This window comes from Bacillus sp. BSL6 (genome assembly GCF_052928345.1).
Genome location: NZ_JAVGCW010000001.1, coordinates 763501 through 786303 on the forward strand (window position 1 = coordinate 763501; position 22803 = coordinate 786303).

Sequence of the window (22803 nt, forward strand, 5' to 3'; positions counted from 1 at the left end):
CGAATTTAAGAATATAATATCTTTATTTTAATTGTCAAGTTTTCAAGCGGAAGCTAGGGCATTCATACAAACGATACAATTCCTATAATCATACACTAAAAAAGGAATTTATAGAGTGAAAAAGCAAAGATAACATTCTCAATTAGCTTGTTAACATGTATCCCTCACTCATTAAAGTTTTTAGAGAACAGTTTTTTATAAAATGTTTGTGAGGAATTCTGTAGAACAAGATATATGAAGTGAGTGAAGACTAGTGATGAACATACTACATTTTTTATTAGAGAATACGGTTTTCCAAAATGTATTACAAGATCTTCAGTTAAATGTCCTTTATATAGAAAATGGATGCACACATCAACAAACGATAGAAAATATCCATCCAAAATGTATGTTTATAGCAAATAGTTTTGAAGAAGGAGAAGTATTATTTCAGAGGACTAAACCACATATTGTAATTATGTATGTAACAGATTTTTCTCAAATAAAATATATAAAGAATATGTATAATCCACAGAGTACATTTATTGTCATTTGGGATCAACAAATAACAAGCGAGTTTGCAGAGGTGCTTACGTTAGGAATACGTAATATTGTGATAGCCCCTGTGACTCCGCAAATGGTGTTAGAGGAAGTAAATAAAAGTTTATATCAGCTTTCTTTAGTGCGGCAAGTAAGTTTGCAACAAGAACTACTTCAAACGATGTTTGATTTTCGAAATGATCTATTATTTATAGTAGAAGACGATGAGATTGTTGATTGTAATACAAATTTTTTAGAGTTTTTCGGATATGAAAATTTGTTTGCTTATCGTGAGCAACATTTAGTATTTGCTGAACATCTTATTAGAGAAAATGGATACTATTCAACAACTCATGATATAACATGGTTAGATGATACATTATCATATGATAGAAGAATTAAGATGTCCAACTATGAAGGGGAAGTGTCAACTTTTTTATTGCGTGCGACACCATTGCCAGAAGATTTATCAAGATTTATTGTGAAGTGTACAGAGATTACCGAATTAGATGAAATCTATCAAGAACAAGAAAGACTTGCTATGATAGATTCGTTAACAGAGATTTATAATCGTTTGAAATTCCAACAAATACTCGAGGCAGAATGGGATAATGCGATGCGTAATAATGAAAATATAGCACTTATTTTATTTGATATAGATAATTTTAAAGCAGTAAATGACACGTATGGCCATGATTTTGGTGACTTAGCATTAATTGAGCTTGCAGAGCTCATGAAATCTAAAGTGGAGCAGCAACATGTATTTGCTAGGTGGGGAGGAGAAGAATTTATTATTTTAGTAACGAATACAGTAGAAAAAGAAGCATTTCAAGTTGCGGAATCATTACGATTTTTCATTGAAACAAAGCAATTCTCAGGAATTTCGAAATTAACAGCGAGCTTTGGAGTTGCATTATATGAAAAAGGGATTACAAGAGAAGAATTAATGCAACGAGCGGATATTGCATTATATGAAGCGAAAAAAAATGGGAAAAATCAAGTGTGTGTATATAGAAAAGAAAAAAAGTGATTTTTCGCAACAAATTGTTGCGATTTTTTTTTATTACTTGATAATAGAGTGTAGGGGGGATTTTGAACGAAGGAATTATGGAGGAACAAAATGATAAAAAAAATAATGATGATAGTTTCAATATGTGCTTTAGTTTGTGGAGGAGTATACTATTTTCTCTATAATTCTAATATAAAGGAAAATAAAGAATTAACAACTAAGGTGAATCCTGCTGTTGAATCAGAAGTACAAGAGAATATAGAAGAAGAAAAAGAAAAGCAAATTGATTACGCTAGCATATCTCAAGAATTAGATCAATATTTAGTCGGAAAGCAATTCAATGGAACAGTTTTGGTAACAGATAAAGAGCATGTTATATTGAATAAAGGATATGGGTATGCTGATGTTCAAAATAAAATAGAAAATATGCCTCACACAAAATATCGTATCGGTTCTATTACAAAAACAGTTGTGGCTACATCTATTTTACAACTGCAGGATCAAGGTAAGCTAAATATTCAAGATAATGTAAATAAATATATTCCTTCATTTCCGGAGAATAAAAATATTACGTTATATCATTTATTAACGCATACCTCTGGTTTACCTGAACACGCAAAAGGCAATGTTAATGCTGCTTCCCGTTTACAGTTAATTAATTGGATTGGACGTCAAAATTTAGAATTTCCTGCAGGAACAGGTTGGAGATATACAGATTATAATTATATGGTGCTTGCCTATATAATAGAACATATATCGAAAAAACCTTTAGGAGATTATATAAAAGAAAATATATTTACAAAAGCAGATATGCATGAATCTGGTATGGGAAATATGGTACCTGGAGATAAAAATTTTACAAAGGGTTATGTGAAAAAAAATCAAGAGCTTGTACCAGCGCAGAAGGTAGGCATGGATTGGCTATATGGTTGTGGTGAGATGTATACGACAGTTGGAGATATGAAGAAATTAGACGAAGCAATTATAAATGGAAAACTTCTTTCTGAACAAAGTATACAAGCGATGTTTTCACCTTCAACAGAACGAAAATATGCATTTAGTTTTTACATATATCCGGATTATTTTCATAATCATGGTGTACTATCTGGTTGGAACACTTTCAATAATTTTAATAAAGAAAAAGGGACTTTTGTTATTTTATTTTCAAATGTGAAAAATAGTATGGATGATGACTTCAATAAAGATTTCCGAAAGATGGTAAGTGATTTATTAGAACAAAGGGGATGAGAAAATGAAACATAAAAATGTATCAATTGGTTTCATTGGTATTGGTGTAATGGGAAAAAGTATGGTGCGTCATTTCATGCAAGACGGTCATACAGTATATGTATATAATAGAACAAAATCGAAAACAGACTCTTTAGTGCAAGATGGTGCAAATTGGTGTGATACACCGAAAGACTTAGTAAAGCAAGTGGATGTTGTAATGACTATGGTAGGATATCCACATGATGTAGAAGAAGTGTATTTTGGGATAGATGGGATTTTGGAGAATGCAAATGAAGGTACAATTACAATTGATTTCACGACATCTACACCAACATTGGCAAAACGTATTAATGAAGCGGGTAAAAGTAAGAATATATATACGTTAGATGCGCCTGTATCTGGAGGAGACGTCGGTGCGAAAGAGGCAAGACTCGCAATTATGGTCGGTGGCGAGAAAGAAATATATGAAAAATGTTTACCGTTATTTGAAAAACTAGGAACAAATATTCAGTTGCAAGGACCAGCTGGAAGTGGACAACATACAAAAATGTGCAATCAAATTGCAATTGCTTCTAATATGATTGGAGTATGTGAAGCGGTTGCTTATGCGAAAAAAGCTGGACTAGATCCAGATAAAGTGTTAGAGAGCATTTCAACGGGTGCAGCAGGTAGCTGGTCATTAAGCAATTTAGCCCCTCGCATGTTAAAGGGAGATTTTGAACCGGGGTTTTATGTAAAGCATTTTATGAAAGATATGAAGATTGCTTTAGATGAGGCTGAAAAATTACAATTACCAGTACCAGGTTTAAGTTTGGCGAAGGAATTGTATGAAGAGCTAATAAAAGATGGAGAAGAGAATAGCGGAACACAAGTGTTATACAAAAAATACATAGGGGGTAAGTAAGATGGATCTTCAAAAATTTGATGAGATGATTGATGCTGTACAACGAGCAACTTGTGTACAAATTAATGAAAAACAAATAGAAGCTTTTAAACAAAAATATGATTTTGAACCGAAATTCGAATATGGAAGAGATGAAAAAGGGCATTACGTTATTCGAACTTCAAAAAAGATGCTAGAAGAAATGGAATTTTATTTGGCATTGAAATATGATCGAGATGGAGTTGATCTTTACATGGAAGCGGAGATTGATAGTATATATCATGTATCTGTTAGCTATAGTGAAGACGCTTTGCACCTACAAGAATTGTTTCAATTTCTAGAAGAAAATAAATAAAAGTCCTCATTTGAGGGCTTTTATTTATTTAAGTATATTTAATTTTATAATTATAAGCTAGAAGCACGGCGGCATCGTTCAATTGGGAATGGAATAACTTGCGCGATGTGATTAGGACCAAATTGTTTTGTACGAGCATGGCGTATTATATAAAATGCACACAGAATTGAAACAGGAATAGCACCGAACAAACCAAAAAATAAAGCGCTTACACAAGATGCAACAAAACCTAAAACACCAACTTCTAATTCTTCCATAATAGCTCCTAGAATAATAGGAAGTGCTCCACACGTAACCCCTAGTATAAGTGCGATAAGTAAACTCATGATTATCCCCCTCTGTTTGCGATATTTTTTCCTTCTTAGTTAATTGTAGTATATCATATACAAAACAGAATTTTCAGAAAAAAGTCAAAAAAAGTTCAATAAATGTTCAAAAAATGTTAAGAAATACACTTGGAAAACAGAAGGATAAGATCGTTTTTGAAAGGAGGGACGCATATGTTTGAGAAAATAAAAAATCAGGCTTATTTCATTTTTTTTGAAATAAGCCTGCTCCATAGGAGGATGTATATATGTAGAGTGAATAAAAGGTTGGAAAAGGGGGTCCAAGACCTTTTATTCAACTAACTACCTTAATAGATTGGAACCCAACCTTCAGTTGTAACAAAAATACGAATAGCTACAACTTGACGATCATCTTGCAAGGTAAAATAATGTCTTGCATTTTCAGGAACAGATATGAGATCGCCTGGCTCAAGTTCAACGTCAAAGAATGTCCCATCTTTTCCTTCAATGGCAAAGATGCCATGACCACTAACAATAAAGCGAACTTCATCATCAGTATGATGGTGTTCTTTTTGGAAATTAATTAATAGTTCGTCAAGGTTAGGTGTGCTATTTGAAAGTGAAATTACATCATGTGCTTTATAACCTCGGCGTGCTGAAACATCAGCAATTTCTTTTGAAAACACAGCTAATATTTCAGCCTTGTTTTCATCTGTTAACGAATAATTTTCATTTAAATGAGGAGGAAGTTTAGAAATATTCCATTTCTCATATAAAACACCTTCCTCTTGTAGAAATTTAGATACTTCCACTTCATTTTCAATGCGAGTATTTACTTCATGAATACGAATTTGCGCCATTAGAAACGCCTCCTTGAATTGATAGTAGTTTTATATGAAATTGGAATAAAAACTCATAAGCTTCTAATCTTTTCTTTGCATCAAAGCTATCTCGGCCCCATACGGTAATACCATGGTTACGGATTAATACTGCCCCCGAATCTCCCTGTATATGCTTGCGGAAGTTTTCTCCAAGCGTTGGGATATGAGCGTGGTTTTCGATAATAGGAATGTGAATTGTTGCACCTTCTTCCCAAATATCGAGAGCTTTAATAATTTCTTGATTTTGAAGTGTGACAGCATCACTATATAAATTTGTGATGACATTGTTATCAGTTGTATGAACATGAAGGACGCACCCAGCATTCGTATTGTTATAAATATGTGTATGCAAGATTGTTTCTGCTGAGGGACGTAATTCAGTCTCTAATACGGGAATCCCTAGATGATCTACTAGTAGAAAGTCATCTGGAGTCGTTTTGGTTTTATCTTTACCACTTGCTGTAATGAGAAAAGTGAGTGGTTCATGACTAACCTTTATAGAAATATTACCACTCGTTGCTGGAAACCAATTTCGTGTTGTTAATTCTTTTTTTATCTCGCTTAAGTCATACCATTGACGAAAAAGTTGTTTCATAATTTCACCTCCAACAAATGTTTTAATTCAGTTTGAACATCGTGAAACGTTTCAAATGGTGTATAAGAAATATGATTTTCTTCGCATTTTGTAATAAGGAAATCACGAGCGAACACTTTATCCGCTTGTTTTGCAGCTTGTAAATCGGTAATTGAATCTCCAATTACAATATGGAAGTCATTCGTATCACTCAATTTACGGATGAGTGATGATTTACATAATCCGCAATGATTTTGACAAAGACGATCACAAGGATGAGGCCAATTCACCGTAATGTATTCATTTGAAAAATCTGTTTCATTACAGTAAATTTGCTCTTTTGGAATGAGTCCTTGTAAGAGTGGATAGACGAAGAAATCCATTCCACCTGATATAACATAAAAGGAAATATTGTTTTCATTTACAAATTGTATAAATTCATGAAAACCATTACGAATTTCAGCAGTCTCTATTAAAAAATGAATAATTTCATCGTGCAGATTAGTAGGTATGAATTGAAATAATTGAGAAACACCTTCTTGAATAGATAGCTCTTGTGATAAAATTCTATTCTTTACTTCTTCAGCTTCTGTTGGTGCGAATTTCTCCATAATGGACATAATGTTATCATTATTTGTAATCGTGCCATCGAAATCACAAAATACTTGAATACTCATAATTTCACCTCATGAGAGGGATTTCCCCATATTTGTAGTGCACTATGCAAATTTATATCATCTACTTCATGGAGTGGTTTATTTTGCAAAGTAGCATCAATGGCAGTACGGAAAGCTTTACCGCCGCCTTGCGCTCCATTTGGATGTCCATGTATCCCACCGCCAGCATTAATAACAACATCTTTACCGAAATCTCGTATAATAAAGGGAACGAAGCCAGGATGAATACCAGCAGACGGAACAGAAAAGCTCTTCTTGAAAAACACATCGTCTTCAGTTAAATATTTTGAGATAGCAAGAGCTTCCTCTTTTTCTAGCGCAACACTTCCGTATGGAGATGGGAATAATGAAAAATCAGCCCCAGCATAACGTAGCAGCTTTCCGAGTAATAATGGAGATGAAATTCCATATAACTTGGATGCTGAATAAGCGCCACTTACAGCAGGGTGTGCCATAATAGGAACTGGGATTTCATCATCTTCTGCAAGTGATTGTAGTACATCTAGTCCGTAAGCAAATACGTTAAATAATAAAATATCAGCTCCAGCTTGCACTGCACGTTTTGCATTTTCTTTTAAATCAAAAGTTCGTCCTGTTACATTTACGGCGTATAACGTTTTATGTCCGTACGTTTCATATACGGATTGTAAAACTTCTTTTCCAGATACAATGCGTTTCGTAAGTGGTGTTAATGCATTTTCAAATAATATTTCATCATCTTTTACGATATCTACACCACCAATTGCTTGATCGCGTAATTGCGTTTTTAAATACCCAATATTTCGTCCAATCATTCCTTTAAAAATACTCATTAAAAGGGGACGATCATGCACTTGTAAAAGATTTCGAATACCATCTATCCCGAATTTTGGACCAGGAAAATGTTTTTTTAACCCATCTGAAAAAGTTAAGTCAATTAATTTTACTTCGCCATCAAGTGATAGCTTTCCAAATGTAGTTGTCAAAATTGCTGGTAAATCTGGACTGAAGTTTAATAATGGATATTCGATTTTAATAATTCCGCGTTTTACTTTTTTACGTAAATACGAGTTGGTATGTTCATGCTCAGCTAATTCCTCAACATGAATGACGTTGCCTTTATGCTGCTTTAACTGTTCTTGCAATAAATGCGGCAAATGAGTCCAAGAGCCAATTGTTAAACCGAGTGCAATTTGCTCAGCTTTTTTTTCTAAGTTATGTGAATCATCATGGATTAAATATGTCGCTATAATTCCGCTCATTGTTATAACCTCCTAGTTAAATAAAAAAAACTCTCAGCTAAGGAGAGGTTTTTTTACAACCAGCTCCTTATCTGTCAGCGTAATGCTGCGAGAATTAGCACCGTGTCTACAATTGTAGATCGGTTGCCGGGTTTCGTCGGGCTCGTCCCTCCACCTGCTCTTGATAAGAAGTATTTAGAAATGTTTAAATTTTTAAGATAACTGAATTTTGTCAGATATTTTTCATGTTGTCAATTACTTTTTAAAAAAATTTAATTTATCAATTCGATTAATGGCTTCTCGTAATCTATCTTCTGTATGCAAGAGACCAACACGGACGTACCCTTCGCCATGTTCACCAAATCCAACACCAGGAGCAACTGCAACGTGTGCTTTTTCTAGTAAAATATTGGAAAATCTCTCAGAAGTATATCCTTTTGGAACGGGAAGCCATGCAAAGAATGACCCTGTTGGAATGCCTACATTCCAACCAATTGAATGACAAGCTGAAATAAGAGCGTTTCTTCGAGATTCGTAACTATTTACAAGGTCTATGACGCAAGACTGTGAACCTAATAGTGCTTCGCGGGCAGCATCTTGAATGGCACCAAAAATACTAACATACATATGATCTTGTAATAAGTTAATTGTTTCAATGACACTTTCATTCCCTACCGCAAAAGCGATGCGCCAGCCAGCCATATTGAAAGTTTTCGATAATGTGTAAATTTCGATTCCTGTATCTTTGGCACCATCTGCTTGTAAGAAACTAACAGGTTTTTGACCATCGAATCCAATCGCACCGTAAGCAAAATCATGAACGACTAATATATTATGTTTATTAGCAAAATGAATGGTTTCATCAAAGAAATCTTTTGATGCAGTAGCACCGGTCGGATTATTTGGATAGTTTAAAAACATTAATTTTGCACGCTCGGAAATAGAGTCATCGATTTTCGTATAATCTGGTAAAAAATTATTTTCTGCAATAAGCGGCATTGTTTCAAATTGTGCTTTCGCTAAAGCAACTCCTGATAAATAATCTGGATAGCCTGGATCGGGAACGAGAATCGTATCACCAGGGTTTGTAAAACAAACTGGTAATTCTACTAATCCAGCCTTTCCACCAAACAAAATAGCAACTTCAGTTTTTGGATTTACTACTACATCATATTCACGTTGATAGAATGTTGCCACGGCTTCTTTTAAACTTTCATGTCCGCGAAATGGCGGATATTTATGATGAATGGTCTTTTCTGCAGCATCTTGTAAAGCTTTTACGATATGCTGCGGTGTTGGTTGATCTGGATTACCTTGACCTAGATTAATAACATCGTGACCAGCTGCAACGACTTTATTAACTTTTGCAACAAGTGAAGCAAAAAATTGTGTTGGCAATGATGTTACTATCTCAGAAGGTTGAAATAATTTCATACTTTCCACCTCTTTTGAAAGTTGTTACAATTCTAGTGACAAATGATATAATCTTTCCAGTATTTTGTAAAGAAAAAAATGAGAATGGGGCTGAAAAAATGAAAGTCGCATGTATTCAAATGGATATTGTCTTTGGAGATGTAGAAAAAAATATTGAGAATGCTAAAAATAAAATAAGCGAAGCAATGAAGGAAAGACCAGATGTTATCGTCTTACCAGAACTATGGACAACAGGTTATGATTTAACGAGACTTTCTGAAATTGCAGATAGGGATGGATTGGAAACGAAAGAAAAGTTGATAGAATGGTCGAAACAATATGGTGTACATATTGTTGGTGGTTCTATAGCAAAGCAAACAGAACAAGGTGTTACAAATACAATGTATGTTGTAACGAATAAAGGAGAACTAGTTAATGAATATAGTAAAGTACATTTATTTCAGCTTATGGATGAACATAAATATTTAATCGCTGGAAATAGTACAGGTGAATTTAAGTTAGATGATGTAGAGTGTGCTGGCACAATTTGTTATGACATTCGTTTTCCAGAGTGGATGCGTGTTCATACTGCTAAAGGTGCAAAAGTTTTATTTGTTGTAGCTGAATGGCCATTAGTTCGTTTAGCACATTGGCGTTTGCTATTACAAGCAAGAGCGGTTGAAAATCAGTGTTATGTTGTTGCATGTAATAGGGCAGGAAAAGATCCAAATAATGAGTTTGCTGGTCATTCTTTAATTGTCGACCCTTGGGGCGAAGTTGTTGTAGAAGCGAATGAAAAAGAATCAATTTTATTTGGAGAGCTTACATTCGAGAAAATTGAAGAAGTACGTAAAGGAATTCCAGTTTTTGCAGATCGTCGTCCAGAATTATACAAATAAAATGTTGACAAGTGATTTTTATTCTTGGTATAGTCTTCAACATAAAGTTAAAAATTCTAAAAAATTATACAACTCTTATCAAGAGCAGGTGGAGGGATTTGGCCCGATGAAGCCCAGCAACCGACCGTAATACCATTGTGAAATGGGGCGTTTATGACGCCAAAAGGCACGGTGCTAATTCCAGCAGAAAGTAAAACTTTCTGGCAGATAAGAGGGGAGAAGATAAACTTCAAACCTCTTTCTTAGTGGAAAGAGGTTTTTCTACGTCAGAAAAACCTCTGAATGAAAAAAGGGGGAGAAGACGATGGGATATTATGCATTAACTGAAATAACAGCTATACAATATGCGAAAGAACACGGTTATTTTGAAAAGAAAGCAAATGTAGTTTGTCATGAAATTGGAGATGGAAATTTAAATTACGTGTTCAAATTAGATGATGGAGAGAAGTCAATTATAATAAAACAAGCACTACCATATGCGAAAGTAGTTGGTGAGAGCTGGCCGTTGTCTATAAAAAGAGCAACGATTGAAAGTAAAGCATTACAAATTTTCGCGAAGTATGTACCTGAATATGTGCCGGTAGTGTACAGTCATGATGAAGAGTTAGCAGTAACAGTTATAGAAGACTTATCAAGGCTAACCATTACAAGAACAGGATTAATAGATGGAGAGGAGTATCCACTTTTATCTCAACATATTGGTCGTTTTCTAGCACATGTTTTGTTTTATACTTCAGATTTCGGGTTAGAGTCAGAAGAAAAAAGGGTACTAGAAGGTACATTTGTAAATCCAGACCTTTGCAAAATAACAGAAGATTTAGTGTTTACAGATCCGTTTGGGCATTACGATACGAATGATTATGAGCCGGAGTTACAATTGGCTGTAGATGAACTATGGAGTGATAAAACTTTAAAACTAAAAGTAGCGCAATATAAATATAAATTTTTAACGAGAAAAGAGGCACTCATTCATGGAGATTTACATACTGGAAGTATTTTTTCATCACCTTCTGAAACGAAAGTGATTGACCCAGAATTTGCAACGTACGGTCCATTTGGATTTGACATCGGGCAATTTATTGCAAATCTATTATTAAATGCTCTATCTAGAGAAGAAGAACAGAGAGGTGTATTATTTTTTCATGTAGAGAAGACATGGAGTTATTTTGTAGAAACTTTTACGAAGTTATGGATTGGAGAAGGTGTAGAAGCATATACGAAAGAAAAGCAATGGCTACCAATTATTTTGCAAAACATTTTTACGGATGCCGTCGGGTTTGCAGGATGTGAGCTTATCCGTAGAACAATTGGCTTAGCACATGTAGCTGATTTAGATGAAATAACAAATAAAGAAACGAGAATTCAAGCTAAGAAACAAGCGTTATCCTTAGGGAAAGAACTAATAAAATATGAGTCTAAGAACGCCGATATTCAACTGTTCCGAACATTATTTCAACAGACAGTTTCTGGAGGGATAAAAGCATGAGTACAGTTGTTACGATTCCGAGGTCTGTCAGTTGGAAAGGTGATGCCATTGCAGTATTAAATCAAACAAAGTTGCCGCATAGCACAGAATACAAAACATTAACGACGATTGAAGAGGTATGGAAAAGTATTGTCATGCTAGAAGTAAGAGGAGCACCTGCAATTGGAATTGTAGCTGCATTTGGCTTGGCGCTTGCATCAAAAAAATATACTACTTTACATATTGAAGAATTTCAAAAGAAGTTTAATAGAGATTGTAATTATTTAGGGACGTCACGCCCGACAGCAGTCAATTTATTTTGGGCAATCGATCGTATGAGAGAATCTATTCAAGAAATTACTACAATAAAAGAAGCGCAAAAAATATTAGAAGAAGAAGCGCTTCGTATTCAGCAAGAAGATGAAGCGGTATGCCGGAGTATTGGAGAACATGCATTAACATGCTTTAAAGACGGTGATAACATTTTAACAATTTGTAACGCTGGCAGTATTGCAACTGCTAGATATGGTACTGCATTAGCACCGTTTTATATTGGGAAAGAAAAGGGTGTACGGTTACATGCGTATGCGTGTGAAACGAGACCGGTTTTACAAGGCGGACGTTTAACGACCTGGGAATTAAAACAGGCAGGTATTGATGTAACACTTATTACAGATAATACGGCAGCTCATGCTATTCAAACGAAAGAAATCAACGCAATTATTGTAGGAGCGGACCGAATTGTCGCAAATGGGGATACAGCAAATAAAATCGGAACGATGAATTTAGCTATATTAGCAAAGTATTTCGATATCCCGTTCTACGTTGCAGCTCCACTATCGACATTTGATATTACGAAACAAACAGGTGCAGAAATTGTTATTGAAGAAAGAGATGAAACAGAAGTTACGAAAATTTTTGGGAAACAGGTGGCACCAGTTGGAACTACTGTTTATAATCCTGCATTTGATGTAACACCAAATAAATTAATTACAGGTATTATTACTGAGAAAGGTATTATATGCGGAGATTATAAGCGAGAAATTGCATCATTGTTTGAAAAAACAAGCTAATACTTAATAGCTTGTTTTTTTTATGCCTAAATGTGTTCTTTTCTCTTATTTATATAATGAAAGGAGGAGAAAAAGATGGAAGAGTGGATCAAGATGATAGGTAATGTAGGGTTTCCTATTGTTGTAACATTATATTTACTTCATCGAATTGAAAGTAAATTAGATGGGGTAATTGTTGCAATAGAGAAGTTGCCAAGGCAATTACTAAAGTACGATGATCCTCGCGATAAAAAATAAAGTTTGCTCTTCGTGAGCAAACTTTATTTTTTATTGAGCGGTATAACCACCATCGATAACGACAGCTTGGCCAGTTATACCTTTAGCTTTTTCGCTCGCTAAAAACATCGCATAATCAGCAATCTCTTGTACTTGTAATAAGCGTTTTTGTGGGACAAGTGGATAAATGACATCCTCTAAAACATTTTCGAGTGGTACATTTCGTGTAGTGGCCAAGTCTTGTAATTGATTCCGTACGAGAGGGGTATCGACATAACCGGGACAAAGTGCATTAACAGTAATTCCGTGAGTAGCCCCTTCTAAAGCGGCAACTTTTGTTAATCCAATTACACCATGTTTTGCGCTATTATAAGCAGCTTTTCCAGCGAATCCAACGAGGCCATTAATGGAAGCTACATTAATAATTCGGCCATATTTTTGCTTTTTCATAATGGGAAAGGCATGCTTAATGGCGATAAAAGGAGCGATTTGCATAATTTTAATTAGTAGCTCGAATTTTTCGGTTGGAAAATCTTCAATTGGTGAAACGTGTTGCATTCCTGCGTTATTAATTAATATGTCTAATGAACCGAAATGATTAACAGTTTGGGAAATGGATGCTTCTATTTCTTCTTCGGATGTAACATCACATTTTAAGCCGATAGCTTGAAAGCCCTCTTTTTGTAGTTGTTCAGCAGCTTCTTTTGCACGCTCTTCAAGACGATCGGTAATAACAACTTTTGCACCTTCTTTTGCAAAAGCGTTTCCCATTTCATATCCAATACCACTTGCAGCACCTGTTAAAAAAACAACTCGATTTGTAACCATGATGAAAAACATCCCTTCATAATAAAGTTCTCATATTGCTCTATTTAGAGAGTGGATAAGAAAAATCCTGCAAAGGTTTGGAAAAATATTGCTAGCTATCTTGTTTTGCAAAATAGTCTTTGCTATACTATTTTGTAAAGCAAGATACTTACGCTTATCTATCTTGTAAAACAAGATAGTAGGAGGATTTGAATTATGTCGACAAGTCAAATGCTGAAAGGGATTTTAGAAGGATGCTTACTTGCTATTATTTCTGAAGGTGAAATATACGGTTATGAAATGAGTGAGAAGCTAGCAAAGTATGGCTTTACAATGGCGAGTGAGGGAAGTATTTATCCGTTATTAATACGAATGCAAAAGGAAGGATTCATAAAAAGTGTAATGAAGGAATCCCCATCTGGTCCAAAACGGAAGTATTACACGTTAACAGAAGATGGCGAAGATGCACTGGATGAATTTATGGATCGCTGGGAAGCGATGCAAAGTAGTGTGGAACGTCTACTTGAAGGAAAGGGGAGAAGAAGATAATGCTATCAAATGAAGCACGAAAGTTTTTATTAGATATGAGGTTGTTTTTGACTGCAAAGAGTGTGAAAGAAAGCGATATTGAAAGCTTTATTGAAGACGCAGAACTTCATTTAATAGAAGGTGAGAGTGATGGGAAAAGTGTAGAAGAAATTTTCGGAAGCTCACCGAAAGAATACGCAAATGAACTTGTAAAAGTGATGGAAAGAGATAGACAGGAAACGTGGAAGCAAATTGGTTTTACAGTAATGAATATCGTATCGTTTTGGATTATTGCTTCTATTCTAATAGTGAATAACGGACTATTACAGATGTCACTTATTCAGTGCGTTGGATATAGTTTGTCATTAATTTTAGTTGTGATAGGTCCTAATTTTCTACTTCGCAAAATGACTTTCGTAACAAGTTTTACAAAAATATGGTTTGCTATGTGGTCGTTAGTCATAATCGCACCAATGTTTCTAATAGGGGCTGTAACGATATTAGATGTGATTTATCCTACAAAAATGTTTATATTCACCCAAATGCAAAGTTATATATTAGCTGGTGGTATTTTCATCATTACAGTAGCAATAAATATATATTTTAATGGATGGTTTAAAAACTTATATTTAATCATCCCGCTTTCGATTATGTTACTGTTTAAAACATTTACATCAGAAGACCTTGTTCCAATGTTATTTCAAATTATATGTTTATACGGAAGTTTATTTATTTTAATTTTCCTTGAAATTATGATGAAGACGAATAGAAGAGAAACGGTTTAATAAGGGAGGGATGATCATGAAGATTTCTAAAGAAGGAGAAAAGTTTTTAATCGATACGAAAGTGTATTTAATAACAAAAGGAATGAAAGAAGAAGATGTGGATGCCTTTCTAGAAGATGCAGAGTTTCATTTAATTGAAGGTGAGAAAGAGGGAAAGACGGTAAGTGATATATTTGGTAATTCGCCAAAAGAGTATGCGGAAGAATTAGCGAAAGAGATGGAGAAGGATAAAGGCGGGAGTATAAAAAGTATCTTAGGAATGATAATTGGTATTGGCGGGTATTGGTTACTTACAAATATTTTATTTGGAAATCCGAATCAACAATTTACGTTAACAAATGTACAGTTAATTGGTTATCCTATTGTTTTAATTATTACGATTATTGGAACGATTGTTGCGTTTAGAATGTCTTCTTTTAAAAGTAAATTAGTAGAGTTTGGAATTATTTATGTAATAGTGATGATACCTATTTTATTATTAGTGTTATTAATGTTTATGAATAAATGGTATGGGACGCCAATTTTACAATTGTCGACAATGCAGACATATATATTAGCAGTAACTATATTTTTATTACTTCTTATTGGTGAAGTATATGTTCTTGGTTGGATGGGTGTTGCGGTACTTATTGTTCCTCTTGCGATTATGTTCTTATTTAAAGACTTAGAAGAAAGAAATGTATTTTGGGGAATTGCAAAGATCTTACTTATGTATGGAAGTATATATGGATTAATGAGATGGTCTTTAAAAATTGAAGAGAGAAAAAGTGTAAATTAGTTGAATTCTAATTTTTATTAAGAGGAGAACTAATATGCAAAGTATATTTTAAGGTATATTGTCTATTGTATTTTTAGGTTTAGCGATTTTCAGGTTATGTTTTGTTCTTCGGTTTAATAGGTAAAGGGCTGCTCTGGATATGAAAAAATTATTTCCAAAGAAATATTATATAGAGATTTTTAGAGTAATTGTATTTATGTTTAGTTGTATATTTGCATCCGTTGCAGCCGGAATTTGGTTTATTGATTGGAATCTATTGTTTTAAACAGTAACAAAATTGTTACTGTTTTTTTCTTTGCAATAAAGAGCTTTGTAAAGAGAGTGCTTTTTGTTCGCTCGTTAATAGAGACTGAATATGGACATTTTCAGGGCGAGGGACGATCGGATACATAAGATTTGTTGGAGAAGGATGGTGCTCCGAGCCAGTTGGGGAATGAGGATCTGCGTGAGTAAGTTTTCCGTGAACACGTCTTGTAAATAAAATATGACCAATTTCATGAGCGAGCGTATATATATTTTTCATAGGAGCAGCCGAGTTTGTTAAAACGATATACCCTGTAAGTTGCTGTTGTTTTGCTAAAGAGTAGGCACAGGCAATTACTGCTGTTTCTTTAAAATAATCACTGCCAATATAACAAATGTAAAGGTCGCATTCAGGAGCTTCATTTACACAAGTTTGAAAAAAGGATGCTAATTTTTCCTGACTTTGAATAGAATCTTTATAACTAATTTCACGGTCAGAAAAACGGAAGAGTTCATTTAAAACAATTACTTCTTGAATTTGAAATGTAATCGGGTGCCAAATTGACTCTGCAACTGCTAAATCTTTTGCAATACGGTCATCAGAAATATCGGCGCCTGGAGTAATGCAAATACATATATTGACGTATGGATCCATAAGGAACACCTCAACTGAAAAAATTCTTCCTATAATATATGTTGGGAAAAGATCCTACGTATGGATAAACGCCTTGTTTATTACAAGTCGAAAAAATTTCATAGTTCTATAACATGGTTTGGCCGTCTTTTTGATATAGTAAAGGAAAGGGGGAGAATATATGTATACATTAAAAATCGTTTCAGACAGAGAAGCTCTTTATCAATTTGCAAGTTATGTAAGAGTTGTACAAGGAGTGGAAGATGTATATGTAGAGGTGGGAGAACCTTTATACGAACATCCATTAATGAAATTTTATGTACATATTAAGCTTGAGGAAACATATGAGCAACATAAAGCGTTACAAGAAATAGCAAGATTAGTAGAATTAGGGCGTTTTACATATGTCCATTATCGTAATGATGAAATAGAAGAAGCTTTTGAAGCTGTAAAATATGAAAGTTTTAAGAAATAAAGGTGAAAAAAGGAGGCGAAAGCTTCCTTTTTTTCTTTAAAATTACATCAACAAAAGGAGAAAAATTTTGTTATGATAAGGGAGGGTGAGGAAAGGAGAGTTTACATATTGGGGTATATTGAAGAGTTACGCAAAGTCGTTGGTACAAGGCCGCTTATTCTAGTAGGATCAGCAATTATTATCTTAAATGATAATCAAGAAGTATTGCTTCAATATCGTTCAGATACATATGATTGGGGTGTACCTGGTGGAGCGATGGAGCTAGGAGAAACGACAGAAGAAACTGCTCGCAGAGAACTATTTGAAGAGACGGGACTAAATGCGAAAATTATGCAATTTATCGGGGTTCTTTCGGGAAAAGAAGTGTACTTCCAATATCCAAATGGAGATGAAATTTTTAATGTCATTCATCTGTATCAGGGACATCATGTGAGCGGGGAGTTAAGGCTTGACCATGAAGGATTACAGCTTCAATATTTTCCGGTAGATAAGTTACCGAATTTGAATAAAACAACAGAGAAAATTTTACAAAAATTTCTATATGCATTAACAGAATAGAAGGTTAATTCCTTCTATTTTTATTATATTAAATATTTTGATTTTTTAGTATGTTTATAGTATGATAGGTGTAGACATACATCTTATGGAATTTCACCTAAAAACTGACTAGGGTACATAAGAGAGGGGCAAGTGCAAAATGCATAATGTTGTTATTACAGCTGCAGTTCGTTCGCCAATTGGAACTTTTGGGGGAGCGCTAAAAAATGTAACGCCAGTAGAATTAGCTGTTCCTGTACTTCAGGAAGCTGTAAAACGAGGCGGGGTAGAACCACACGAAGTGGATGAAGTGATTTTAGGTCATTGTATTCAAAGAACTGATGAAGCAAATACGGCGAGAACGGCTGCATTAGCGGCAGGATTTCCTGACACAGTTACGGGCTATACAATCCAACGCCAATGTTCTTCAGGTATGCAAGCAATTATGTCGGCTGCAATGCAAATTCAATTAGGTGTAAGTGAAGTTGTCGTTGCAGGTGGAGTAGAAGCAATGAGTTCAAGCCCTTATGCATTGAAACAACACCGCTGGGGACAACGCCTACAACACGGAGAAATTCGTGATACGGTGTGGGAAGTATTAGAAGATCCGATTCATCATATTATGATGGGGGAAACAGCGGAAAATTTAGTTGAACAATATGAAATTACAAGAGAGGAACAAGATGAAGTTGCGCTTCGCAGTCATACATTGGCACTGAAGGCAATCGAGTCTGGATACTTTGACGATCAAATTGTTCCTATTACAATAAAAGAACGTAGAAAAGAAGTGGTATTTTCGAAGGATGAACATCCACGTGCTGACATTACAGCAGAAAAATTAGCAGGATTAAAACCAGCTTTCCGTAAAGGCGGATCTGTAACGGCAGGGAATGCATCTGGCCTGAATGACGGAAGTGCGGTTCTAGTATTAATGAGCGAAGAAAAAGCGAAAGAAAAAGGCTTACAACCGTTAGCTAGAATTGTTGGATATTCAGTAGCTGGAGTAGATCCGAAAATTATGGGTATTGGACCAGCACCAGCAATTCGTAAAGGATTAGAAAAAGTAGATTGGTCATTAGAAGATGCAGATTTACTTGAAATTAATGAGGCTTTCGCTGCACAATACTTAGCTGTAGAAAAAGAATTAGGTTTAGATCGTGAAAAAGTAAATGTAAACGGTAGTGGTGTAGGACTTGGACATCCAATCGGTTGTACAGGAGCTCGTATTACTGTAAGTTTAATTCATGAATTGAAAAGACGCGGGTTAGAAAAAGGAATTGCCTCTTTATGCGTCGGTGGCGGTATTGGGGTAGCATTATTTATAGAAGCACTATAAAAAAGAAGCAGCAATCGCTGCTTCTTTTTTTATGATTCAAATAAATGATGAAATAATCGATCACGATTTTCAAAGAAAAGTTTCGTCGTTTGGTAATGCTCAGTTTCTTCTAATGTGGATTCATGAATCCCTTCTTGTGTTAAAGAATATATAGTAGATTCAGGATAAGCCATTAAAATAGGAGAATGCGTTGCGATAACAAATTGTGAACCTTGTTCCGCTAGTTCATGCATTCGAATGAGCATAGAAAGTTGTCTCATTGGTGATAGAGCGGCCTCGGGCTCATCTAAAATGTATAAGCCTTGTCCTGAAAAACGATTCATAAATAAGGAGAAAAATGACTCACCGTGTGATTGGGCGTGTAGTGAAGTACCACCATATGAGTCAATAATTGGATTTCCACGTGCTTCTGAATCGGCATCCATTTCATCAATATAAGAAGCAACGTTATAGAATGATTCGGCACGAAGAAAGAAACCATCATTTGGTGTATTGAAACTTTTGGAAATTCGAAGGTATTCATGTAAAGATGAATGGGAATCGTTTGTACTAAAACGGAAGTTTTTCGTTCCACCTTCTGCATTAAATCCTAACGCAATTGCAATCGCTTCGAGTAATGTTGACTTCCCTGTTCCGTTTTCTCCAATAATGAATGTTACATTTGGATGGAAAGCTAGTGATTGTAATGTTCGAATAGCGGGTAAACAGTAAGGATATGCGGAGAAACTAGGGATATTTTCTTTTTTTAATGTGACATTTTTTAAAAAGGGTACGTCAATCAATATAGAAACCTCAATTCATAACGGATTTTGATTCTAAAAAAGCAGCAAATACAAGGGTAAGACAACTTGCAAATAGTATTGTATATTGAAGTGCGCCAAAGCCAAGACCTTCCCAGCCGAAAGTCATTCTCTTCCATATGAAAATAAAAAGAATGCTTATAAAACCAACGAGAGCAGGTATATATTTTATAATTTTGTAGTGCTTCCATAGATAGAAGCCAATGTATGTACTTAAAAACAAGGTAAACAGAACAAGAAAAAAGACAAGTGTTAATGACACGTGAATCCCTCCTTATTTTCTGAATATTTTATGTGGATTATATCATTTAAACTATCATATTCCAATGTGAAAATAAACATTGCATGTAGATTATTCATGTCGTTATGATAGTATGTAATCTATTGTAATTATAAAAAGGAGTCAAAACATGCCGTTTACATTTGCACATCCAGCAGCAGTGCTTCCTTTTGCAAAAAAGTATTCTCAACATATTTCAGTAACGGCTCTTATATTAGGTAGTATGGCGCCTGACTTTGAATATTTCCTACACTTTAGACCGTATGGTGTAATTGGGCATACGTGGCTTGGATTCTTATATTTTAATTTACCACTCGTATTTTTATTAGCATACATATATCACTACATTTTAAAAAAGCCGTTTATAACACATTTACCTAAACCATTTGCTGGCTACTATACATATGCAGTAGATGAGAGGTGGGGGCTTTACACAAAGAAAGATTTCTTTGTATTTTGTTATTCAGCATTATTCGGTATGTTAACGCATGTTGTTTGGGATGCATTCACTCATAAGACAGGCTATTTTGTTATGAAAATACCATTATTGCAAAGAGAATGGTACGGTATCTCTGTTTATAAATATATGCAACATGGAAGTACATGTATTGGTTTTCTGTTATTAGTATACGTTTTATGGAAGTGTAGAAATGAAATGGGTAAAGACCTTATTTTAGCTTCGGAAAAAATAAAATATTGGATTTCGGTAATTGTTGTAGCAACTATTATATTTATCGTGCACGCGTTCGTAGATCCCTATTTTCATATTTTCCAAATAGGGGGTATAATAGTATCTGGACTGACAAGTTCGTTTTGTGGACTTTTCATTGTTTCTATAGTTTACAAAGCAAAGGACTAATTAATATTAATGAATGATAGTGTTAGGAGAAATTATATGATGAAAGCATGGAAAAGTATTTTTGTTTTATGTAGTTTTCTTCTTATGTTAAGTGGTTGCTTCCATCAAGAAGAAAAGAAAGCTGAACCGAAGAAGAAAGAATCTATTCCTGAAACAAAAGAATATGGTGGGCGTGAGCTGAAAAAAGTAGGACAAAAAGTGAAAGAAACAGGATGGGGTACTTTTAAATTAGAACAAATTCATTCTGTGAATCAAACATTTGAAGTAGCACCAATGAAAATTCACGTACAAGATGTGAAAGTAATCTCTTTATCGCAGATGAGTAAAGATGCAAAAAATACATTAAAAGTATATACGGCATTAACTCCTGAAGAAGTAAAGCGTAGATTAGGAGATAAAGTCAGTCAAGAAGATGCGGAGTTATATGCATCGCTAAGTGGTACAGAGATTAGTGATACGATTCGTTACGTTGAAATTACATATAAGGTGGAAAATAGCGGGAATAAAAATATACAATTTTTCTCTATGAATGATGTTGCGATTAATGATAAACAACATTTTAAAGTAGCAACGCAAAACTTTTTATATGATGAAGATACGCTCGTTGGTACAAAAAATGTATCAAGGGAAGACTATAAGCCTGGTGAAACAAGAGATGGTATTATCGGCCTAATACTTGATGATGGAAAAGAAAAGGTAAAGGATATTAAATTTACAACAGATAATGTAATCGCAGCAAATACAGAAACGCAAGATGTTGAAAAAGAGCCACAAACTTTTAACATCTCACTTTCTGAGTAAGTTGTTTTTAAATATATGCAACAAAAAACAGTCAGCGCTCAAACTATTATGCTGACTGTTTTTTCTGTTCTTTTATGTATGAATCTACACTTTGAAAAGGCACCTTAATTTTAAACGCATCTTTTTGTTCATGAAATTGTTTTTCATTATAGGGGCCAAAACGTTTATTATGCTTTACGTCAATAATCCAATAATGCTCGCTTTTTTTATTTGCAATTGCTGCGTCAGGATTATTAGGATCTGACTTTTCCTCAGTTTGTTTTGCAATAATGTATTTATCATCCCAGGCTATGTCTGTAATTTTTGCAGGAATGTATTGTGTGGCATATACAGCATCTTGCGTGGGGAAAAGTTCAAATGCATTTCCAGAAGTACGTATGAGTTCGTATTCATCGTTAATCGTATATGTTATATGATTTGTATTTCCAGCACAACCGGCTAATAGGAGTGCGACGAATAGGATTATCCATTTTTTCAATATGGGAACCTCCTTTACAATGCTGTTGTAACACATTGTACAAGAAAAGTAAGAGAAACGCTAGTTTACAATGTTTTTTAGAAGTGGTACGATGAGACGGGTAAAGAAGGATATGAAGGAGTCGACATAAAAATGAAGTTAAAGATGCATCGTCCAGCGCTTGTAATGAACCGCATAGGTGCTTCCCTAATTGACATGTTTTTAATCTCGGTTATGTATGGTGCAGTAGTAGCTGTTATGACTGGAAATTATAGTGCTATTTTTAATCGCTTTAATATTAGTTTTGGCGATTATAGATATGATCTTGCAGTAGTTTTTATATTAATGGCGATATATTTTATTTTGCTACCCTTTATTTGGAACGGTGTAACACTTGGTAAAAAGGTAACGAGAATAAAATTAATTTCATTGAAGAGTGAAAAGTTAACATTACAAACATTAACGATTCGATTTTTTGTATTGTTATTACCGAACATATTACTGCTTGGAATTCCGATATTATGTAACGTATATATGATGTTATTCCGCAAAGATAATTGTGGTTTTCAGGATTTAATTACAAAAACGAAAGTGATAAGTCTTGTATAACAAAAAGAGACCTTTTTATATAAAAAGGTCTCTTTTTGTTATACAAATATATTTTAATGGATATATAATAGGGAAAAAGTTAATCTATATCATTTTCGGATTTAATAGATTGAAAATTAAGAAAATGTTATAATGATTAAAATAATATGTTTATATAATAAGGGGGAAATTGA

Annotated in this window: 28 protein-coding genes, 1 pseudogene and 2 riboswitches; of the genes and pseudogenes, 18 read left to right on the forward strand and 11 right to left on the reverse strand. The window is 34.4% G+C overall.

Going from position 1 to position 22803, the window contains the following annotated elements; all coding sequences use genetic code 11:
* Window positions 1-256 precede the first annotated feature (256 nt).
* From RCJ96_RS04300 to RCJ96_RS04315, 4 genes are all read left to right on the forward strand, one after another.
* Entirely contained in the window at window positions 257-1549 is a 1293-nt protein-coding gene (locus RCJ96_RS04300) for a GGDEF domain-containing protein (RefSeq protein ID WP_001023204.1), read from the forward strand.
* A gap of 90 nt (window positions 1550-1639) precedes the next feature.
* Complete coding sequence (locus RCJ96_RS04305; protein WP_074606888.1) at window positions 1640-2776, forward strand: serine hydrolase domain-containing protein; 1137 nt, start codon at window positions 1640-1642, stop codon at window positions 2774-2776.
* Between the two features lie 4 nt (window positions 2777-2780).
* Window positions 2781-3662 carry an NAD(P)-dependent oxidoreductase gene (locus RCJ96_RS04310; protein ID WP_074606886.1) on the forward strand — a complete coding sequence of 294 codons (882 nt, stop codon included), beginning with the start codon at window positions 2781-2783 and terminating at the stop codon, window positions 3660-3662.
* A gap of 1 nt (window position 3663) precedes the next feature.
* Window positions 3664-3996, forward strand: a complete 333-nt coding sequence (locus RCJ96_RS04315; RefSeq protein ID WP_074606885.1) for a DUF3909 family protein — start codon at window positions 3664-3666, stop codon at window positions 3994-3996.
* A gap of 50 nt (window positions 3997-4046) precedes the next feature.
* On the opposite strand, the gene RCJ96_RS04320 is transcribed toward RCJ96_RS04315, so the two are convergent.
* From RCJ96_RS04320 to RCJ96_RS04345, 6 genes are all read right to left on the reverse strand, one after another.
* Window positions 4047-4322, reverse strand: a complete 276-nt coding sequence (locus tag RCJ96_RS04320; protein ID WP_000054668.1) for a hypothetical protein — start codon at window positions 4320-4322, stop codon at window positions 4047-4049.
* 308 nt (window positions 4323-4630) lie between these two features.
* On the reverse strand, window positions 4631-5143 hold the full coding sequence (locus RCJ96_RS04325) for a 1,2-dihydroxy-3-keto-5-methylthiopentene dioxygenase (RefSeq protein ID WP_000057309.1): 513 nt from the start codon (window positions 5141-5143) through the stop codon (window positions 4631-4633).
* The gene (locus tag RCJ96_RS04330) at window positions 5121-5759 is read right to left on the reverse strand and encodes a methylthioribulose 1-phosphate dehydratase (protein WP_047957113.1); all 639 of its coding nucleotides are present in this window, start codon (window positions 5757-5759) and stop codon (window positions 5121-5123) included. Before RCJ96_RS04330 ends, RCJ96_RS04325 begins: the two co-directional genes overlap by 23 nt.
* Window positions 5756-6415, reverse strand: a complete 660-nt coding sequence (gene mtnX / locus RCJ96_RS04335; RefSeq protein ID WP_316150441.1) for a 2-hydroxy-3-keto-5-methylthiopentenyl-1-phosphate phosphatase — start codon at window positions 6413-6415, stop codon at window positions 5756-5758. The genes RCJ96_RS04330 and mtnX overlap by 4 nt, the downstream gene beginning before the upstream one ends.
* Window positions 6412-7656: a 2,3-diketo-5-methylthiopentyl-1-phosphate enolase gene (gene mtnW / locus RCJ96_RS04340; protein ID WP_000014189.1), complete on the reverse strand. Its 1245-nt coding sequence runs from the start codon at window positions 7654-7656 to the stop codon at window positions 6412-6414. Before mtnW ends, mtnX begins: the two co-directional genes overlap by 4 nt.
* 64 nt (window positions 7657-7720) lie before the next feature.
* Window positions 7721-7826: riboswitch (SAM riboswitch) on the reverse strand.
* A 64-nt stretch (window positions 7827-7890) separates the two neighbouring features.
* Complete coding sequence (locus RCJ96_RS04345; protein ID WP_316150438.1) at window positions 7891-9069, reverse strand: pyridoxal phosphate-dependent aminotransferase; 1179 nt, start codon at window positions 9067-9069, stop codon at window positions 7891-7893.
* Between the two features lie 14 nt (window positions 9070-9083).
* Between RCJ96_RS04345 and RCJ96_RS04350 the strand changes: the two genes are divergently transcribed.
* From RCJ96_RS04350 to RCJ96_RS04365, 4 genes are all read left to right on the forward strand, one after another.
* Window positions 9084-9947, forward strand: coding sequence for a carbon-nitrogen family hydrolase (locus RCJ96_RS04350; RefSeq protein ID WP_316150436.1), 864 nt, complete (start codon window positions 9084-9086; stop codon window positions 9945-9947).
* 72 nt (window positions 9948-10019) lie between these two features.
* Window positions 10020-10161: riboswitch (SAM riboswitch) on the forward strand.
* A gap of 90 nt (window positions 10162-10251) precedes the next feature.
* Window positions 10252-11433 (forward strand): S-methyl-5-thioribose kinase, encoded by a 1182-nt coding sequence (gene mtnK, locus RCJ96_RS04355; RefSeq protein ID WP_074606881.1) that lies wholly within the window; start codon window positions 10252-10254, stop codon window positions 11431-11433.
* The gene (gene mtnA / locus RCJ96_RS04360) at window positions 11430-12485 is read left to right on the forward strand and encodes an S-methyl-5-thioribose-1-phosphate isomerase (RefSeq protein WP_000109056.1); all 1056 of its coding nucleotides are present in this window, start codon (window positions 11430-11432) and stop codon (window positions 12483-12485) included. Before mtnK ends, mtnA begins: the two co-directional genes overlap by 4 nt.
* A gap of 75 nt (window positions 12486-12560) precedes the next feature.
* Window positions 12561-12722 carry a YvrJ family protein gene (locus tag RCJ96_RS04365; protein ID WP_000393329.1) on the forward strand — a complete coding sequence of 54 codons (162 nt, stop codon included), beginning with the start codon at window positions 12561-12563 and terminating at the stop codon, window positions 12720-12722.
* Window positions 12723-12752: 30 nt separating this feature from the next.
* Here the strand turns inward: RCJ96_RS04365 and RCJ96_RS04370 are convergent, their stop codons facing one another.
* Window positions 12753-13529 carry a 3-hydroxybutyrate dehydrogenase gene (locus tag RCJ96_RS04370; RefSeq protein ID WP_000258436.1) on the reverse strand — a complete coding sequence of 259 codons (777 nt, stop codon included), beginning with the start codon at window positions 13527-13529 and terminating at the stop codon, window positions 12753-12755.
* A 195-nt stretch (window positions 13530-13724) separates the two neighbouring features.
* On the opposite strand from RCJ96_RS04370, the gene RCJ96_RS04375 reads away from it, so the two are divergent.
* From RCJ96_RS04375 to RCJ96_RS04390, 4 genes and pseudogenes are all read left to right on the forward strand, one after another.
* Window positions 13725-14057: a PadR family transcriptional regulator gene (locus tag RCJ96_RS04375; RefSeq protein ID WP_000107964.1), complete on the forward strand. Its 333-nt coding sequence runs from the start codon at window positions 13725-13727 to the stop codon at window positions 14055-14057.
* Window positions 14057-14821 carry a DUF1129 domain-containing protein gene (locus tag RCJ96_RS04380; RefSeq protein WP_316150429.1) on the forward strand — a complete coding sequence of 255 codons (765 nt, stop codon included), beginning with the start codon at window positions 14057-14059 and terminating at the stop codon, window positions 14819-14821. Before RCJ96_RS04375 ends, RCJ96_RS04380 begins: the two co-directional genes overlap by 1 nt.
* Before the next feature lie 16 nt (window positions 14822-14837).
* On the forward strand, window positions 14838-15599 hold the full coding sequence (locus RCJ96_RS04385; RefSeq protein ID WP_074606877.1) for a DUF1129 domain-containing protein: 762 nt from the start codon (window positions 14838-14840) through the stop codon (window positions 15597-15599).
* 55 nt (window positions 15600-15654) lie between these two features.
* Window positions 15655-15864: pseudogene (locus tag RCJ96_RS04390) on the forward strand (DNA-binding protein).
* Window positions 15865-15879: 15 nt separating this feature from the next.
* Here RCJ96_RS04390 and RCJ96_RS04395 read toward each other — a convergent pair.
* Window positions 15880-16497 (reverse strand): ImmA/IrrE family metallo-endopeptidase, encoded by a 618-nt coding sequence (locus RCJ96_RS04395; RefSeq protein WP_000371613.1) that lies wholly within the window; start codon window positions 16495-16497, stop codon window positions 15880-15882.
* Window positions 16498-16657: 160 nt separating this feature from the next.
* Here RCJ96_RS04395 and RCJ96_RS04400 point away from each other — a divergent pair, with 160 nt between their 5' ends.
* The 3 genes from RCJ96_RS04400 to RCJ96_RS04410 all read left to right on the forward strand — a co-directional run bounded on the left by RCJ96_RS04400 (window position 16658) and on the right by RCJ96_RS04410 (window position 18824).
* Complete coding sequence (locus RCJ96_RS04400) at window positions 16658-16951, forward strand: DUF3928 family protein (RefSeq protein ID WP_000288327.1); 294 nt, start codon at window positions 16658-16660, stop codon at window positions 16949-16951.
* A 108-nt stretch (window positions 16952-17059) separates the two neighbouring features.
* Entirely contained in the window at window positions 17060-17509 is a 450-nt protein-coding gene (locus RCJ96_RS04405) for an NUDIX hydrolase (RefSeq protein WP_000540524.1), read from the forward strand.
* Window positions 17510-17648: 139 nt separating this feature from the next.
* Window positions 17649-18824 (forward strand): acetyl-CoA C-acetyltransferase, encoded by a 1176-nt coding sequence (locus RCJ96_RS04410; RefSeq protein WP_000552088.1) that lies wholly within the window; start codon window positions 17649-17651, stop codon window positions 18822-18824.
* A 29-nt stretch (window positions 18825-18853) separates the two neighbouring features.
* Here RCJ96_RS04410 and RCJ96_RS04415 read toward each other — a convergent pair whose 3' ends face one another.
* The gene (locus tag RCJ96_RS04415; protein WP_074606873.1) at window positions 18854-19606 is read right to left on the reverse strand and encodes an AAA family ATPase; all 753 of its coding nucleotides are present in this window, start codon (window positions 19604-19606) and stop codon (window positions 18854-18856) included.
* Window positions 19607-19616: 10 nt separating this feature from the next.
* Window positions 19617-19886 carry a hypothetical protein gene (locus RCJ96_RS04420; protein ID WP_000059970.1) on the reverse strand — a complete coding sequence of 90 codons (270 nt, stop codon included), beginning with the start codon at window positions 19884-19886 and terminating at the stop codon, window positions 19617-19619.
* Between the two features lie 148 nt (window positions 19887-20034).
* Here RCJ96_RS04420 and RCJ96_RS04425 point away from each other — a divergent pair, with 148 nt between their 5' ends.
* Window positions 20035-20763 (forward strand): DUF4184 family protein, encoded by a 729-nt coding sequence (locus tag RCJ96_RS04425; RefSeq protein ID WP_416503931.1) that lies wholly within the window; start codon window positions 20035-20037, stop codon window positions 20761-20763.
* 36 nt (window positions 20764-20799) lie between these two features.
* On the forward strand, window positions 20800-21564 hold the full coding sequence (locus RCJ96_RS04430) for a hypothetical protein (RefSeq protein WP_074606869.1): 765 nt from the start codon (window positions 20800-20802) through the stop codon (window positions 21562-21564).
* A 46-nt stretch (window positions 21565-21610) separates the two neighbouring features.
* On the opposite strand, the gene RCJ96_RS04435 is transcribed toward RCJ96_RS04430, so the two are convergent.
* Complete coding sequence (locus RCJ96_RS04435) at window positions 21611-22042, reverse strand: DUF3997 domain-containing protein (protein ID WP_416503930.1); 432 nt, start codon at window positions 22040-22042, stop codon at window positions 21611-21613.
* Window positions 22043-22174: 132 nt separating this feature from the next.
* Between RCJ96_RS04435 and RCJ96_RS04440 the strand changes: the two genes are divergently transcribed.
* Window positions 22175-22630 (forward strand): RDD family protein, encoded by a 456-nt coding sequence (locus RCJ96_RS04440; RefSeq protein ID WP_000769088.1) that lies wholly within the window; start codon window positions 22175-22177, stop codon window positions 22628-22630.
* The last annotated feature ends 173 nt before the right edge of the window (window positions 22631-22803 follow it).